This window comes from Sphingomonas changbaiensis NBRC 104936, from assembly GCF_000974765.1.
In the GTDB taxonomy this organism is placed as follows: domain Bacteria; phylum Pseudomonadota; class Alphaproteobacteria; order Sphingomonadales; family Sphingomonadaceae; genus Sphingomonas_B; species Sphingomonas_B changbaiensis.
The window spans coordinates 80780-94653 of record NZ_BBWU01000025.1; the positions used below are offsets into that span (position 1 = coordinate 80780).

At 66.5% G+C, this 13874-nt stretch carries 16 protein-coding genes and 1 other RNA gene; 7 read left to right on the plus strand and 10 right to left on the minus strand.

Annotated elements, in window-relative coordinates; all coding sequences use genetic code 11:
• Positions 1–42: 42 nt before the first annotated feature.
• Both ssrA and mscL read right to left on the minus strand, forming a co-directional pair.
• Positions 43–381, minus strand: a transfer-messenger RNA (tmRNA) gene (ssrA, locus tag SCH01S_RS16040).
• Positions 360–782 carry a large conductance mechanosensitive channel protein MscL gene (mscL, locus tag SCH01S_RS06260; RefSeq protein WP_046347922.1) on the minus strand — a complete coding sequence of 141 codons (423 nt, stop codon included), beginning with the start codon at positions 780–782 and terminating at the stop codon, positions 360–362. Before mscL ends, ssrA begins: the two co-directional genes overlap by 22 nt.
• A gap of 122 nt (positions 783–904) precedes the next feature.
• Between mscL and SCH01S_RS06265 the strand changes: the two genes are divergently transcribed.
• Genes SCH01S_RS06265 through SCH01S_RS06280 form a run of 4 tightly spaced genes read left to right on the plus strand, consistent with a single transcriptional unit; the run spans position 905 to position 3716 of the window.
• Positions 905–1501, plus strand: coding sequence for a LemA family protein (locus SCH01S_RS06265; RefSeq protein WP_046347923.1), 597 nt, complete (start codon positions 905–907; stop codon positions 1499–1501).
• A gap of 24 nt (positions 1502–1525) precedes the next feature.
• Positions 1526–2509 carry a TPM domain-containing protein gene (locus SCH01S_RS06270; protein ID WP_369385526.1) on the plus strand — a complete coding sequence of 328 codons (984 nt, stop codon included), beginning with the start codon at positions 1526–1528 and terminating at the stop codon, positions 2507–2509.
• Entirely contained in the window at positions 2509–3174 is a 666-nt protein-coding gene (locus tag SCH01S_RS06275; protein WP_245612172.1) for a TPM domain-containing protein, read from the plus strand. The genes SCH01S_RS06270 and SCH01S_RS06275 overlap by 1 nt, the downstream gene beginning before the upstream one ends.
• A complete protein-coding gene (locus tag SCH01S_RS06280) occupies positions 3171–3716 on the plus strand; it encodes an NUDIX hydrolase (RefSeq protein ID WP_046347925.1) in 546 nt (181 codons plus the stop codon). Before SCH01S_RS06275 ends, SCH01S_RS06280 begins: the two co-directional genes overlap by 4 nt.
• A 142-nt stretch (positions 3717–3858) precedes the next feature.
• Here the strand turns inward: SCH01S_RS06280 and SCH01S_RS06285 are convergent, their stop codons facing one another.
• The 6 genes from SCH01S_RS06285 to SCH01S_RS06310 form a co-directional block, all read right to left on the minus strand.
• Complete coding sequence (locus tag SCH01S_RS06285; RefSeq protein ID WP_046347926.1) at positions 3859–4140, minus strand: NADH dehydrogenase ubiquinone Fe-S protein 4; 282 nt, start codon at positions 4138–4140, stop codon at positions 3859–3861.
• 72 nt (positions 4141–4212) lie between these two features.
• Positions 4213–6729, minus strand: a complete 2517-nt coding sequence (gene hrpB / locus SCH01S_RS06290) for an ATP-dependent helicase HrpB (RefSeq protein ID WP_046347927.1) — start codon at positions 6727–6729, stop codon at positions 4213–4215.
• A 223-nt stretch (positions 6730–6952) separates the two neighbouring features.
• Complete coding sequence (locus tag SCH01S_RS06295; protein ID WP_046347928.1) at positions 6953–7378, minus strand: ExbD/TolR family protein; 426 nt, start codon at positions 7376–7378, stop codon at positions 6953–6955.
• Positions 7379–7390: 12 nt separating this feature from the next.
• A complete protein-coding gene (locus tag SCH01S_RS06300; RefSeq protein WP_046347929.1) occupies positions 7391–7870 on the minus strand; it encodes an ExbD/TolR family protein in 480 nt (159 codons plus the stop codon).
• 84 nt (positions 7871–7954) lie between these two features.
• Entirely contained in the window at positions 7955–8791 is an 837-nt protein-coding gene (locus SCH01S_RS06305; RefSeq protein ID WP_046347930.1) for a MotA/TolQ/ExbB proton channel family protein, read from the minus strand.
• Positions 8792–8849: 58 nt separating this feature from the next.
• On the minus strand, positions 8850–9509 hold the full coding sequence (locus tag SCH01S_RS06310; protein ID WP_046347931.1) for an energy transducer TonB: 660 nt from the start codon (positions 9507–9509) through the stop codon (positions 8850–8852).
• A 270-nt stretch (positions 9510–9779) separates the two neighbouring features.
• Between SCH01S_RS06310 and SCH01S_RS06315 the strand changes: the two genes are divergently transcribed.
• Positions 9780–10583: a hypothetical protein gene (locus tag SCH01S_RS06315; protein ID WP_245612173.1), complete on the plus strand. Its 804-nt coding sequence runs from the start codon at positions 9780–9782 to the stop codon at positions 10581–10583.
• Here SCH01S_RS06315 and SCH01S_RS06320 read toward each other — a convergent pair.
• Together SCH01S_RS06320 and SCH01S_RS06325 are read right to left on the minus strand one after the other, a co-directional pair.
• On the minus strand, positions 10570–10971 hold the full coding sequence (locus tag SCH01S_RS06320; protein WP_046347932.1) for a dihydroneopterin aldolase: 402 nt from the start codon (positions 10969–10971) through the stop codon (positions 10570–10572). The genes SCH01S_RS06315 and SCH01S_RS06320 overlap by 14 nt on opposite strands.
• Positions 10968–13178, minus strand: a complete 2211-nt coding sequence (locus SCH01S_RS06325) for a S9 family peptidase (protein WP_046347933.1) — start codon at positions 13176–13178, stop codon at positions 10968–10970. Before SCH01S_RS06325 ends, SCH01S_RS06320 begins: the two co-directional genes overlap by 4 nt.
• Here SCH01S_RS06325 and SCH01S_RS17330 point away from each other — a divergent pair.
• The gene (locus SCH01S_RS17330) at positions 13177–13305 is read left to right on the plus strand and encodes a hypothetical protein (protein ID WP_281174965.1); all 129 of its coding nucleotides are present in this window, start codon (positions 13177–13179) and stop codon (positions 13303–13305) included. The two genes, SCH01S_RS06325 and SCH01S_RS17330, sit on opposite strands and share 2 nt — an antisense overlap.
• Before the next feature lie 80 nt (positions 13306–13385).
• On the plus strand, positions 13386–13841 hold the full coding sequence (locus tag SCH01S_RS06335; protein WP_046347935.1) for an SMI1/KNR4 family protein: 456 nt from the start codon (positions 13386–13388) through the stop codon (positions 13839–13841).
• The last annotated feature ends 33 nt before the right edge of the window (positions 13842–13874 follow it).

Consider the following 13874-nt stretch of genomic DNA (forward strand, 5'->3'; position numbering starts at 1 on the left):
GGAAGTGGGAGGCTTCTGTTGCCCGGTGCCTCCCGTACCGCTGGAATCCGCTTCTGTTGCCCGGTGCGGCCCGGACCGCGCTTTTGTCAGAACTAACCTAGACCGTGAGGTCCTGGGTTAGGCCGCAATCGCGAGCGCCTCGTTATCGTTGGCACTTGTGTATGGGCCGTCACGGTGGTCCCATTCCGAGCGAAAGCTGCGCTTTTCAACACACGTCGATCCTGGTTCGGCCCCGTCAGGAACCCGTCGAAACGAGCTTCTGGTGGAGCCGCCGGGTACTGCCCCCGGGTCCGCTGCGCCTATGACACGCCGCAGTTTATCGCCATAGCCGGCAAGCCGGCGACGACCGATATAGGCCATCAGGCGCGCGCCTTCAACAAGTCGCGGATTTCGCGCAGCAGCGTGACGTCCGCCGCTTCTGCCACCGTTTCCGGAGCCTTGCGGAACGCGCGATTGGCGGCGCGGACCAGCAGGAAGATGATGAAGGCCAGGATGAGGAAATTGACCGCCTGCGTCACGAACTCGCCATAGCCGAGCAGCGGCACGCCGGCTTTTTTGAGCGCGAGATAGTCGGTCGAGCCGCGCAACTGCGGCGGCACCGGGCCGAGTGCGATGAAATAGCTGGAGAAATCGAGGCCGCCGAAGACCTTGCCGATCACCGGCATGATGATGTCGTCGGTCAGCGACGTGACGATTTTGCCGAACGCGGCGCCGATGATCACGGCGACGGCCAGATCGAGCACATTGCCGCGGTTGATGAATTCCCGGAATTCCTTGAACATCACCCTCCCTCCCCGTCTGCGGAACGCAGGCTCACGCTCCATCGTTACGGCCATGAAAGCAAGGGCGATTGCGGGCGTGGCACGGCTGGTGTATTCCCGGCGCAATACACCTGGAGGAACGCATGAATTCTCGCCTGTTCGCCGCCTTTGCCGCGCCCGTGCTGGCCGTGTCTGTTTCCGCCTGCGGCATCAACTCGGTGCCCGCCTCCGAGGAGGTCGCCAAGGAGAAATGGGCGGACGTGCAGGCCGCCTATCAGCGCCGCGCCAACCTGATCCCGAACCTGGTCGCGACGGTGAAGGGCGCGGCGGCATCGGAAGGGAAGATCCTGACCGACGTGACCGAGGCGCGCGCGAACGCGACCCGCATCAACGTGACCGGCGACCAGCTGAGCGACCCGGCGGCGATGGCGCGCTTCAACGAGGCGCAGGCGCGGCTGTCCGCCAGCATCATCCCGCTCCAGCGGTTGCAGGAGCAATATCCGCAGCTGCAGAGCCAGGCGAATTTCCAGACGCTGATGAGCCAGCTGGAAGGCACCGAGAACCGCATCAACATCGCGATCCGCGACTATAACGAGGCGGTGCGCGCGTATAACACCCGCATCCGCACCTTCCCGGACATGATCGGCGCTAAGCTGGTGCACGGCGCCAAGCCGCTGGTGCCGTTCCAGGCGACCACGCCGAACGCCGACGTCGCGCCGACGGTCGATTTCGGGAAGTGACCAATTTGGTTTGGAGTTGAACTGGTGATCTCAGCCCGGTTCGGCCTGAGCTTGTCGAAGGCCTCCCTTTTCGCTTCTGGCTGGCAGCAGAGAAAGGGAGGGCTTCGACAAGCTCAGCCCAAACCGCTCTGGTGGCTTGCGTTTTTTCTAGCGGCGTTCAGCGCGTTCGCCTCCCCTGCCCTCGCCCAGACCTTTCCCAAATTCACCGGACTGGTCGTCGACGACGCGAACGTGATCCCGCCCGATCGCGAAGCAGCGCTGACGCAGAAGCTGCAGGCGTTCCAGCAACAGACCGGGCGTCAGCTCGTCGTCGCGACGATCGCGGACGTGCAGGGCTATCCGCTCGAGGATTATGGATACCGCCTCGGCCGCGCCTGGGGCGTGGGGCTGAAGGACGTCGACAACGGAGTGATCCTGTTCATCGCGCCGAATAATCCGGCCGGCCAGCGCGGCCCACGGATTGAGGTCGGCTATGGGCTGGAGCCGGTGCTGACCGATGCGCTGGCAAGCGTGATCATCAACACCAAGATGATGCCGATCCTGAAGGCCAACGGCGATATTCCGGGGGCACTGGACGCTGGCGCCGACGCCATCATCCAGCAGCTTTCGATGCCGGACGAGGAGGCCAAGGCTGCGCAGGCAAAGGCGATCCAGGAGTTCGACCGGACGCACGCGTCCAGCCAGCACCGATCGGGCGGTGGCGGAATTCCCATCGGGCTGATCTTCTGGATCATCGTCGCTGTGTTCATCTTCTCGTCGATGCGGCGCGGGCGTGGCCGGCGTGCCGGCCCCTGGGGTGCGCGGCGCTATGGAAGCGGCAGCAACTGGCCGGTCTGGCTGTGGGTCGCGAGCGAGATCGCGAGCAGCGGCCGTCGCGGCGGCGGCTGGAGCAGCGGCGGCGGTTCCGGCTGGGGCGGCGGTGGTGGCGGCGGCGGATGGGGCGGCGGCGGCTTTTCGGGCGGCGGTGGCGGCTCGTTCGGCGGCGGCGGCGCGTCGGGAGGATGGTGATGCTGACACCCGACGATCACGCCCTCGTCGCGCGGGCGATCCGCGCGGCCGAAGCACGCACCGATGGCGAGATTTCAGCCGTGATCGCGCCGGAATCAGACAGCTATGCCGATGTGACGCTGCACTGGGCGCTGCTGCTGGCGTTGCTGCCGCTCGCCTGGTTTGCGACTTTTCCCGGCATGCTCCACTGGGTCGCGACGCTGATCGACCCCTGGGCCCGCGAGCCGTCGCTCCGGCTAATCACCACCTATCTGCTGCTGAAGACGGCCGGCGCGTTCGTGATCGGCTGGTTGATCTTTCGCATCCCGCGCGTGAAGCTTGCCCTCGCCCCGCATGCGACCAAGGCGCGGCGCGTGCGGCGGCGGGCGATCATGCTGTTCCAGGTCGGCACCGAACGCCGCACCGCGACGCGAACCGGCGTGCTCGTTTATCTGAGCTTGGCCGAGCGGCGGGCCGAGATCGTCGCCGACGAAAGCATCCAGTCGAAGATCGGCGGCGAGGAATGGGGCGAGGCGATGGTTGCGCTGCTGGACGGCGTTCGCGCGGGACGGCCGGGCGACGGCATTGCCGCGGCGATCGGAAAGATTGGCGACGTGCTCGCGACGCATTTTCCGCACACCGGCACTGATCCGAATGAGCTGCCCGACCGTTTGATCCAGCTATGAGCGACAACGACGCGCCGATCGAAACCGTCTGGGCAGGCAAATATATCGAGGCGAAGCGCAAGGGCCGCTGGGAATTCGTCGGCCGCGCGAACAACATCCACGCAGCCGTGATCGTCGCGATCGACGACGGGTACGCATTGCTGGTCGAGCAGAACCGGGTTCCGCTGGGCGGCCCATGCATCGAGCTGCCGGCCGGCCTGGTCGGCGACGTCGACAAGGGCGAGACGGTCGAAGAGTCCGCCGCGCGCGAGCTGGAGGAGGAGACCGGCTATCGCCCCGAACGGATCGAAGTGATCGGCCGCTTCGCCTCGTCGCCCGGCATGGTCTCGGAGACGTTCACGCTGGTGAAGGCGCATGGCCTCACCAAGGTCGGCGACGGCGGCGGCGAGGCACACGAAGGGATCACCGTGCACCGGGTCCCGGTGGCGGAAGTGCCATCCTTCGTTGCGTGCAAGCGGGCGGAGGGCTGCTTCGTCGATGTGAAGCTGCTGTTGCTGCTGGCCTCTTCAATCCTCTTCCTTGAGGGGAGAGGATCGGCGTAGCTTGGCAGTCCTGAGCTTGTCGAAGGACTGCCTAGCGAAGCCAGGAGAGGGTGGTTGGCGTGACGCTTCGGAGCCCAGCACCCTCTCCCCGCTCAGGCCCGCAGGCCTGAGTCGCCCTCTCCCCTGTAGGGAGAGGGGAATCCTACCTAAAATTATCCGCGTAGGCCTGAAGCTTCAGCTTCGGCTGCGGCGCGGGCACGACATGGTAGCTGACGCCGTGCTTGTCCGCATAAACCCTGGCCGCTTCGAGTGTCGGGAAGACAACTTTCACTTCGGCCTGCATGTCTGCGAGACCGTTCCAGCCGGTCAGCGGATCGACCGGCATCTTCTCGCGCGACAGGAATTCAAGCACCCATTCGTCGGTGCGGGCGCGGCCGGATTGGGTCGCGTTCTTGGGGCGCTGAAAGATACGTGCGTCGGCCATGTCAAATCCTCGTCATGCCGGACTTGATCCGGCATCCACCTTCCTTCCCCAAAGAGTAAGGCGGACCTCGGGTCAAGGCCGCGATGACGAAGTCCGTCGCGCATCGGCCGCCTTGGTTCTGAGCGTCGGCGCCGCGCTTGCGGGGTCGTCGGGCCAAGGGTGCTTGGGATAGCGGCCGCGCATCTCCTTGGCGACCGCCACCCAGCTGCCCCGCCAGAAGCCCGGCAGGTCGCGCGTGGTCTGGATCGGCCGGCCGGCCGGCGAGGTCAGGCTCAGGACCAGCGGCACCCGGTTGCGGCCGACCGTCGGATGGTCGGCGAGACCGAACAGCGCCTGGACGCGGAGCTCGACCGTGGGCCCGGCTTCGGCGCCATAATCGATCGGGTGCGTGCTCCCTGCGGGCGAGGTGAAGTGCGACGGCGCGAGCTGGTCGATGCGGCGCTTCCCGTCCCAGCCGATCAGCGCCTCCAACGCCTGGACCAGCGCGCCGGGAGCGATCGCGTCGAGGCGCCGCTTGCCGGCCAGCAGCGGCGGCAGCCACTCGTCGAGGCTGGCGAGCAGCTGCGCATCGCCAAGATCTTCGCCGGCGAAAGCCGCGCGCTGGCGGAACGCCTCCGCCGAAGCCGGCCAGGGCAGCAGATTCACGCCGTGCAAGCGGACGCCCTCAAGCAACGCCGCCTCGATTTCGGCGGGATCGGCATCGGCGTCGGGCCCGGACGACAGGCGGATGGCGCCCAGCCGCCGCTCGCGCGTCGCGCTGACGGCGCCGGTCGCGCGGTCGAAGCGGACGTGGCGCGCGGTTTCGATGCGATGGGCGAACAGGGCCTCGACGTCGCGTTCGTCGAGCGGTGCCGCCGACAAGATGCGCGCGCCCGCGGCGGCGCCCTGGACTTCGGCAACGGCCAACCACTCGGCGCGCGCAAGCGGCGAGGCCGGATCGAGACGAAAGCCGCGACCGCCCGCGCTGATCCAGTCCGCGCCATCGGCGGAGCGCCGCTTGGAGACGCGATCGGGAAATGCGAGACAGACAGCGGCCCCCAGCCCGCTCGTCCCGAGCGTAGTCGAGGGGCGCTTCTCGGAAGCATCACGCCCACGCTCCTCGACTTCGCTCGGGACGAGCGATTGATCCTGTTTCCGGATCATCGCCGCCCACCTCTTCGCCAGTCCCCTGCCCGCCTCCGCGCGCTTGCCGCGTTCGCCGCGCCAGCGCTGGAGGCGCAGCTCCAGATCCGCGTCGGTACCGCCAAGCCCGCGTTCGGACAGCAGCACAGCCACCTCGGCCGCGAGGTCGAGCATGCCGAGCCGTTTGGCCTCGATCAGCATATGCGCGATACGGGGCGGCATCGGCAGCTCGGCGATGCGACGTCCGTGCGGCGTCGGGCGCCCTTCCCCGTCGAACGCGCCGAGCGCGGCAAGGCGGGTCCGAGCCTCAGCGATGGCGGCGTCGGGCGGCGGATCGAGCCAGCGCAAGCTCCGCGGATCGGCGACGCCCCAGATGCTCGCGGCCAGCAGCAGCGGCGACAGGTCCGCTTCCAGGATTTCGGGCGGATCGAAGCGCGGCAGGCCGGCGGTCGCAGCGTCTTCCCAGAGGCGATAGGCCGCGCCGGCGGTCTGGCGCGCGGCGCGGCCGGCGCGCTGGGTGACGGCGGCCTGGCTGGCGCGCTCGGTCACGAGGCGCGTCATCCCCGCCGCGCGATCGTAACGCGGGCGGCGCGCGAGGCCGGAATCGACGACGATGCGAACGCCGTCGAGCGTCAGGCTGGTCTCGGCGATCGACGTGGCCAGCACCAATTTGCGCTGGCACGGACCGGCGGGCGCAATCGCGGCGCGCTGGGCAGCCGGATCGATCTGGCCGTGAAGCTTGTGCAGGACGACGCCGTCCGCCAGCGGCCCGAGCCGCTCCGCGGTGCGCTCGATCTCGGCGACGCCGGGCAGGAACGCGAGAATACCGCCGTCCTCGTTGCGGAGCGCGCCGCGGATGGCCGAGGCCACCGCGTCCTCGATTCGCAGCTCGGGCGAGCGGCCGAGATAGCGGAGCTCTAGCGGGTGCGAGCGGCCCGCGCTCTCGATCACCGGCGCGCCGTCCATCAGTGCGGCATAGCGGGCGCCGTCGAGAGTGGCCGACATCGCGACCAGCCGAAGGTCCGGACGCAGCGCCGCCTGCGCGTCGAGCGCGAGCGCAAGGCCGAAATCGCTGTCGAGGCTGCGCTCATGCACTTCGTCGAACAGCACGGCGGAAACGCCGGCGAGCTCAGGGTCGGCCTGGATGCGGTTGACGAAAATGCCTTCGGTGAGAACCGTCACCCGGGTTGCCCCCGAGCGCCTCGTATCCATGCGGGTCGCGAAGCCGAAGGTGCGCCCTACCGGCTCGCCGGCCAGCTCGGCCATCCGCTCGGCCGCGGCGCGCGCGGCGAGGCGGCGGGGAGACAGCAGCAGGACCTCGCCCGAGCACCAGGACTCGCCAAGCAGCGCCGGCGCGATCGCGGTCGTCTTGCCCGCGCCCGGCGGCGCAACCACGACCGCACTGCTGCCGTCGCGCAGAGCGGCGAGCAGGTCGGGCAGCACGGCGTGGATCGGGAGGTCGGTCACTGGACTGCGATACTCATTCCTCTCCCTTGAGGGGAGAGGAACAGCGGAGCTTAGTCGCGAAGCGGCTTAGCGGAGCTAGGAGAGGGTGGTTGGCGCTGTACCACAACACCCTCTCCCCGCTCGCGCCCGCAGGCACGAGTCGCCCTCTCCCCTGTAGGGAGAGGGGTGAAACAAAAAGGGCGGAGCCTTTCGGCCCCGCCCTATGCATTCGATCAGGCGAAGGTCAGAACGCGCGATATTGCTCGTTGCCGACAAAGCCCATCTTGGTCACGCCCGAGCGCTTGATGATCGCCAGAATGTTGTCGACGATCGCGTAGCGCGCCTGGGGATCGGGCTGCACGTGCAGCTCCGGCTCCGGGCTCATCGCGCGGGTGCGGTCGAGATAGAGACGCAGCGTCACCAGGTCGATCGGGGTTCCGTTCCAGGTCACGGTGCCCATCGGATCGACGGAAACCGTGTTCTTGATCGGATCAATCGGCGGCGGCGTGTTCTTGTCGCTATTGACCGGAAGATCGATCTTCACCGCGTGGGTCTGGATCGGGATGGTGATGATGAACATGATGAGGAGCACGAGCATGACGTCGATCAACGGCGTCGTGTTCATTTCCATCATCGGCTCGCCGTCGTCGCGGCCACCACTCATTGCCATGAGGTCTACTCCTTACAGGCGCTGCACGGCGCCGCCCGGCGGCGGTTCGGAAATGAAGCCGACGCGGCTGAAGCCGGCCAGCTGCATCGTGTAGATCGCCCCGCCGATGCACCGATACGGCGTGTTGATGTCGCCGCGGATATGGGCTTCCGGAAGCTCCAGGCCGGGCGCATTGACGCCGCCCTGGCGCTCGATCTCACGCCGAAGCTTGGCGACCGCCCGGTTGAGCAGTTCGCTCGCATTGACCTTGGTCAGACCCCAATAGACGCCGCACGATCCGTCCTTTTCGCCGCGGACCGTCAGCGAGACGTTCTCGGGCTTGGTCGTGGTCGGGTCGAAACGAACCTTGGGGAGCTTGACCTGCACTGTCTGGATCACGACCGGAATCGCGATCAGGAAGATGATGAGCAACACCAGCATGACGTCCACGAGAGGCGTCGTATTGATGTCGGACATGGGGATTTCGTCACTACCCCCGACTGCAACTGCCATAGGATCCTGTCCTGTCTTGCCGCCGGAAAGCTCCGACGGTGGGTGGCGGGCGCCTAAGAAGGGGAAGCGCCCGCCAGTCCGTAGTTAGGCCTTGTTCTGCACGCCGCCGGTCTGGCCGGCAGTCGTCGAGCCGGTCACCGGCTTGGTCGTGCTCGCAGCCGGCTTCGCGGTCGTCGCCGCGGCAGGCGCACCGGCCGGACGCAGGTTCGACGGCTTCACGCTGCCGCCCGACATCACATAGCCGAGCACGTCGTTCGAGAAGGCCGCGAGGTCTTCCGCGATCGACTTGTTGCGGCGCTGCAGCCAGTTGTAGGCAAGCACGGCCGGCACGGCGACGGCCAGACCGAGCGCGGTCATGATCAGCGCCTCACCGACCGGACCCGCGACGGCGTCGATCGACGCCTGGCCGGCCAGGCCGATCTTGATCAGCGCGCGGTAGATGCCGATGACGGTACCGAACAGGCCGATGAACGGCGCGGTCGCACCCACGGTGGCGAGGAACGCCAGGCCCGCGCCGAGCTTCGAGTTGATCAGGCCCTGGCTGCGATTGATCGAGCCGTGGATCCAGTCATGCGCCTCGACCGGATCGGTCAGCTTGCCATGCTGCTCCTGGGCGATCAGCGCGTCGTCGACGATCTGACGATAGGCCGAGTTCTTCTCGAGCTTGTTGGCGCCTTCCTTGAGGCTGGTCATGTTCCAGAAGCCCGAGCGCATCTTGCGGCCCTGGTTGATGATCTTCTGCTGCTCGAACAGCTTGGTGAACAGGATGTAGAAGGAGAAGATCGACATAAAGACCAGGATCAGGAACACCGACCAGGCGATGACACCGCCCTGCTGGAGCGCGGGGAGGAGGCCGTACGGGTTCTCGCCCTTCGGCGCGGCGGCCGCGGCTTCCTGAAGGAAAGCGATTTGAGTGATCATGCGTAAAATCCTCTAGAATAGTTCAGACATCCGACGCTGCGCATCCGCAGCACCGCCATTACTTCGGAATGACCCACTTCACGTTCCGGGACTGGGTGCTCTTGATCGGGTTGCCGCTCTGATCGAGCGCCGGCGTGAAACGACCCTTTCGGGTCATCGCCCGGCAGGCGGCATCGTCGAGATCGGCGTTGCCGCTCGAAGACGTCACCCGGCAATTCTCGACACGGCCTTCCGTGTTGATGTCCCAGGAAATCCGGGTCGTACCCTCGGCGCCCTCGCGCAGCGCACGCGGCGGATAGTCATCCGTCGTCACGAAGCGTGAAGGATCACCCTTGGGGCCCGCGGCCTTGGAGACCGTCGGCACGGGCGGCGGCGGCGGAGGCGGCGGCGCGGGTGGCGACGGCACGAACACCGGCGGCGGATTCGGACGGGCGATGATCACCGGCGCCTGTACGGTCGGCGCCTGGACGATCGGCGGCGGAGTCACCACGGGCGGCGGCTCAACCTTCTGCTCGGGCGGGGGTGGAGGTGGCGGCTCCTCGGGGGGCGGCGGCTCCTCCTGCACGTCGAACGTCTTGAGGTCTGAGGCGACCTTCTTGATGACGTTGAACGCAAGGCCGGTCACGAACGCATAGCCAAGCACTGCGTGGATCAGGATCACGATAACGATCGACGCGAGCTTACTACCGTTCAAGCCTTGTTTGTCAGCGTAGGCCATTCAGTAATGAAACTCCCTCTCTCGGCACGGGCGGAGCGAAGGGAGCGCCGACCCGGTACCGCAGTACAGTCCATTCCGCCCCTGTTGTTATGCTTTAGGCAGAAGCCCGGCTATCTATCGCTCAGGCTTTCATGACGCAAACGCTTTGTCGCCGCTGCGGAACCTGTGGTCCCACAGCGGGATTTTTAGAGTAGTCGTACCGGTCCGACAGGCTGTAACGCGCGAGAAATGATGCGTATCCCGACCTTAATTGCCGCTACGGCATGCGTGATGCTGACAGCGGTGGACAGCTCCGCTCAGACGCCCTCGCCCGCCCCGACATACAGCTATGCCGACCTCGCCGACCGCGCTTTGATCGCTCCGGTGGCGGTGATCGCCACCATAACGGAAGCGATTCGGCTGAAACCCGAGCAGGCGCCGGGCGTCGCGCCCGGGCATGCGCGGGTGTACGTGGAGGCGAGCGCGAACACCCTGATTCGCGGCGCCGGCGGGCTGCCGCCGACCTTGAGCTATCTGGCCGACGTGCCGCTCGATGCGCGGGGCAAGGTGCCGAAGCTGAAGGGCCAGCAAGTGCTGCTGCTGGCGCGGCCGGTGCCCGGCAAGCCCGGCGAGCTGCAGCTGATCACCCCCGACGCGCAGATGCCGCTGACGCCCGAACTGGAGCAGCGTGTCCGCGCGATCCTGACGGAAGCGCTGCGCAGCGACGCGCCGCCGCCGATCACCGGCATCACCAGCGCCTTCCATGTCGACGGCACGATTCCCGGCGAAGGCGAGACCCAGATTTTCCTGTCCACGCGCGAGCACCGGCCGATTTCGCTCAGCATCCTCAGCCGGCCCGGGCAGGAGCGGCAATGGTCGGTCGCCCTGGGCGAGATCGTCGACCAGGCGGCCAAGCCGCCGCCCAAGGACAGCCTGCTCTGGTACCGCCTCGCCTGCGGCCTGCCGCGCGAGCTTCCGGCCGGCGCGACCGGCGACCTGGACGCCGATGCAGCCCGATCCGCGCGCGACGATTATGGCTTCGTGATCGAGCAGCTCGGCCCCTGCACGCGCAACCAGCCGATCAAAACGAGCTGATCTCGACCCCGACGCCGGCGCAATCGGGGTAAATATCCGGCTTGCGGGTCGAGACCTTGAGGCCGGTGACGCCCTGGCGAGCAGCGACGAGCATGTAGATTTCCCGCGCCAGCGTTTCCTGCAGGTTGAAGCGGCGGCCCTGGGTCATCCGCAGGATCTCGGTGCGCAGGAAATCGTAATTCCAGGCGGCCGCGGCGCTGTCCTCGTTCGCGAATGCGGCAGCCGAGACGTAGACGTCGACGCTGACCAGCAGCCGCTGCGGCGTGCCAACCTCGAAATCGTGGAAGCCGATATCGACCGGCAGGTCGAAGTCTTCGAGGAAGATGCGAAAGCTCTGGGGCTGGAGCGCGTCCGGCACGAGGCCGTCGATCCGCGGCGGCGTGGTCATCGTGCCTGCTCCACCTGACGATCGAGGAAATTCTCGATCGTCCGCCAAAGGTGAACGCTGACGCCGGGGCCGCGGACGCCGTGGCCGAAGCCGGGATAGACCATCGTCTCGAACGGGATCGCGGCGACCTGCAGCTTCGCCATCAGCGCGGTCGAGTTGTCGAACACGACATTGTCGTCCGACATGCCGTGCATCAGCAGCAGCGGATCGCGGATCGCGGTGGCATTCGGCAGCGCGTCGGCATGCTGATAGACCTCCGGCACCTTGCGCGGATCGCCGAGATAGCGTTCGGTGTAATGGGTGTCGTAAAGCTCCCAGCGGGTGACCGGGGCGCCCGCGACGCCGGCCGCGAACGTTCCGGGCGCAGCCTCCAGCAGCTTCAGCGTCATGTAGCCGCCATAGGACCAGCCATAGACGCCGATGCGCTTCGGATCGACGAACGGCTGTTTCTTCAGCCAGTCGACGGCTGCGAGCTGGTCGGCGACCTCGACCGTTCCCATCGCGTGGTAGATCGCATCCTCGAACGCCTTGCCGCGATCGGCGGTGCCGCGATTGTCGACCGAGAAGATCACCCAGCCTTTCGAGACCAGATATTGCTGGACCGGCAGGTCGCGCGTCCATTCGTTCCGCGCCTGGCCGCCGGTGCCGGGGCCGCCATAGACCCAGAGCAGCACCGGGCGCGGGCCGGAGAAGCCGGTCGGGACATAGAGCTTGTAATAGAGATCGGTGACGCCGTCCGCCGCCTTGATCGTCCCGAACCTGGGCGCGACGTGCGACGCCATGAACGGCGCATAAGGATGATCGCCGGCGAGCTTGTTTTCCTCCACCCAGCGGCGGCCCTGCCCGTTCGCATCGGCGAGATAGGTCTGCGGCGGCTGCGCGGTGCTGGAGCGGGTGACGATCGCGTGGGTCGCGCCCTTGTCCATTTCGACCGCGTTGTTGAAGCCCGAATCGGTCAGCTGCTTCGGCGTGCCGGGCGTATTGATCGGCACCGCATAGAGCTGCCATTCGATCGGCGTCTCCCGATTGGCGACGATATAAGCGAGCCCCTTCGCCTCATCGACGCCGGCGACGTCGCGGACGTCCCACGGCCCGCTGGTCAGTTGGGTCCAGGCGCCGTCCTTCCAGCGATAAAGGTGGCTGAAACCGTCGCGCTCCGATGTCCAGATCAGGCTGCCGTCGCTGAGCGGCTTCAGATTGTCGTTGAGATTGATCCAGGTCTTTGCCGTTTCGGTGAACAGGATTGCGGACTTGCCGGTCGCGGGGTCCACACGCAGCATGTCGAGCCGCTTCTGGTCGCGGCTTTCGCGCTGGACGAGCAGCATCTTGCCGTCCTTGGTCCAGTCGACGCGGGCGAGGTAGATGTCGGGATCGGGCCCGAGATCGACCTTCACGTTCTTGCCGGTCGCGACGTCGAACACGTAGAGATCGACCTTTGCGTTGTCGGTGCCGGCCTTGGGGTAGCGCTGCTGATAGACGCGGGTGCCGTCGGCGCCGATCGCCGCGCGAGTGACGATCGCGACCGGCGCTTCGTCCGACCGTTCGACCGCGATCAGACGATCGTCGGGCGACCACCAATGGCCGCGATTGCGGTGCATTTCCTCCTGCGCGACAAACTCCGCCGTGCCCCAGCTGACGGTGCCCCCGCCGCCTTGCGTCAGCGGCCGCTCCTTGCCGGTCGCGAGATCGAGCAGGATCAGATTCTGGTCGCGGACGAACGAAACCAGATGCCCCTTCGGGCTGACGGTGCCGTCGAGCTCGCTGGTCTTGGTGTCGGTCAGGCGGCGGACCTTGCCGTCCAGCCAAGCGAGGTAGAGATCGCCGTCGAGGGGCACGAGAAGAGTCTGGGAATCGCCGCTCCAGTCATAGGCGACGATGCCTTTCTGGTCGGCGATGCGGGCGCGTTCGCGCTGCATCCGCTCGGCTTCCGACAGCGTCGCGCCGGTGCCGAAGCTTTTCGAATCGACCAGCATCCGCTCGGCGCCCGTTCTGGTGTCGAGCGCCCAGAGATCGAACCGTTCCTTTTCGTCCGGACGATTGCGCAGCGAGGTCAGCCAGCGGCCGTCCGGCGACAGCTTCAGCAGGCGCGGTGTCGGGCCGGCAAGCGGCGGATTGCCGAAGATGCGTTCGAGGGTGAGTGTCTGCTGGGCCATGGCGGGAGCGGAAAGCGACAGCGCCGCGAGCGCGGCGAGCAAAGCGCGCGTCATGCGCGAAATGGACGATCTGGACGATCTGGACGACATGGACGACATTCACATGGAATCACGAACATTTTCCCTTCCCCACGGCCGGTCTGCCGACACGGCGCGGTTTGGCACAGAGTGGGGCGCGTAGGACAGGGTTTTGTCTGAATTGGGTGGTTTGCGGAAGTTCGCACCTTTCTCAAGTGCAGGACGAGCGGCTAAGCAGAAACGATGAGCCTAGGCCGCTTCATTTCGCTGTGGATGCATCCCAGCTCCATCGCTGACGTTGTCACAGAAGACGAACTTGCACGCGCGGAAGGACGCCTCCAAACGCGACTCCCCGCCGACTACCGGAACGCCCTGCTTGAGTTCGGCCTGCCGCGTCCAACCATCGAGTTACTGAACGCTATCGTGAATCGCCAACTCGGACTGAGGGACGTGAGTGACTTCCTTACGCCAGCCGAGATGGTGACCGTCACTGAGGATTGGCGCGACTTGGGGTTGCCCGACGGTCTGATTGCTTTCGCCACCGATTGTACGGGAAACCTATTCTGCTTCCCGACTCAGACCGACGCTTCGGACAAGTTGCCGGTCGTGTTCTTCGATCATGACGATCACAGTGCGGATGTCATCGCGCCATCCTTCGATCGCTGGATCAACAAGTTCTGCGGAGTCGCTCCGCACTGATCCATGTCCGCGAAGGGTGAAAACCGGACGTTT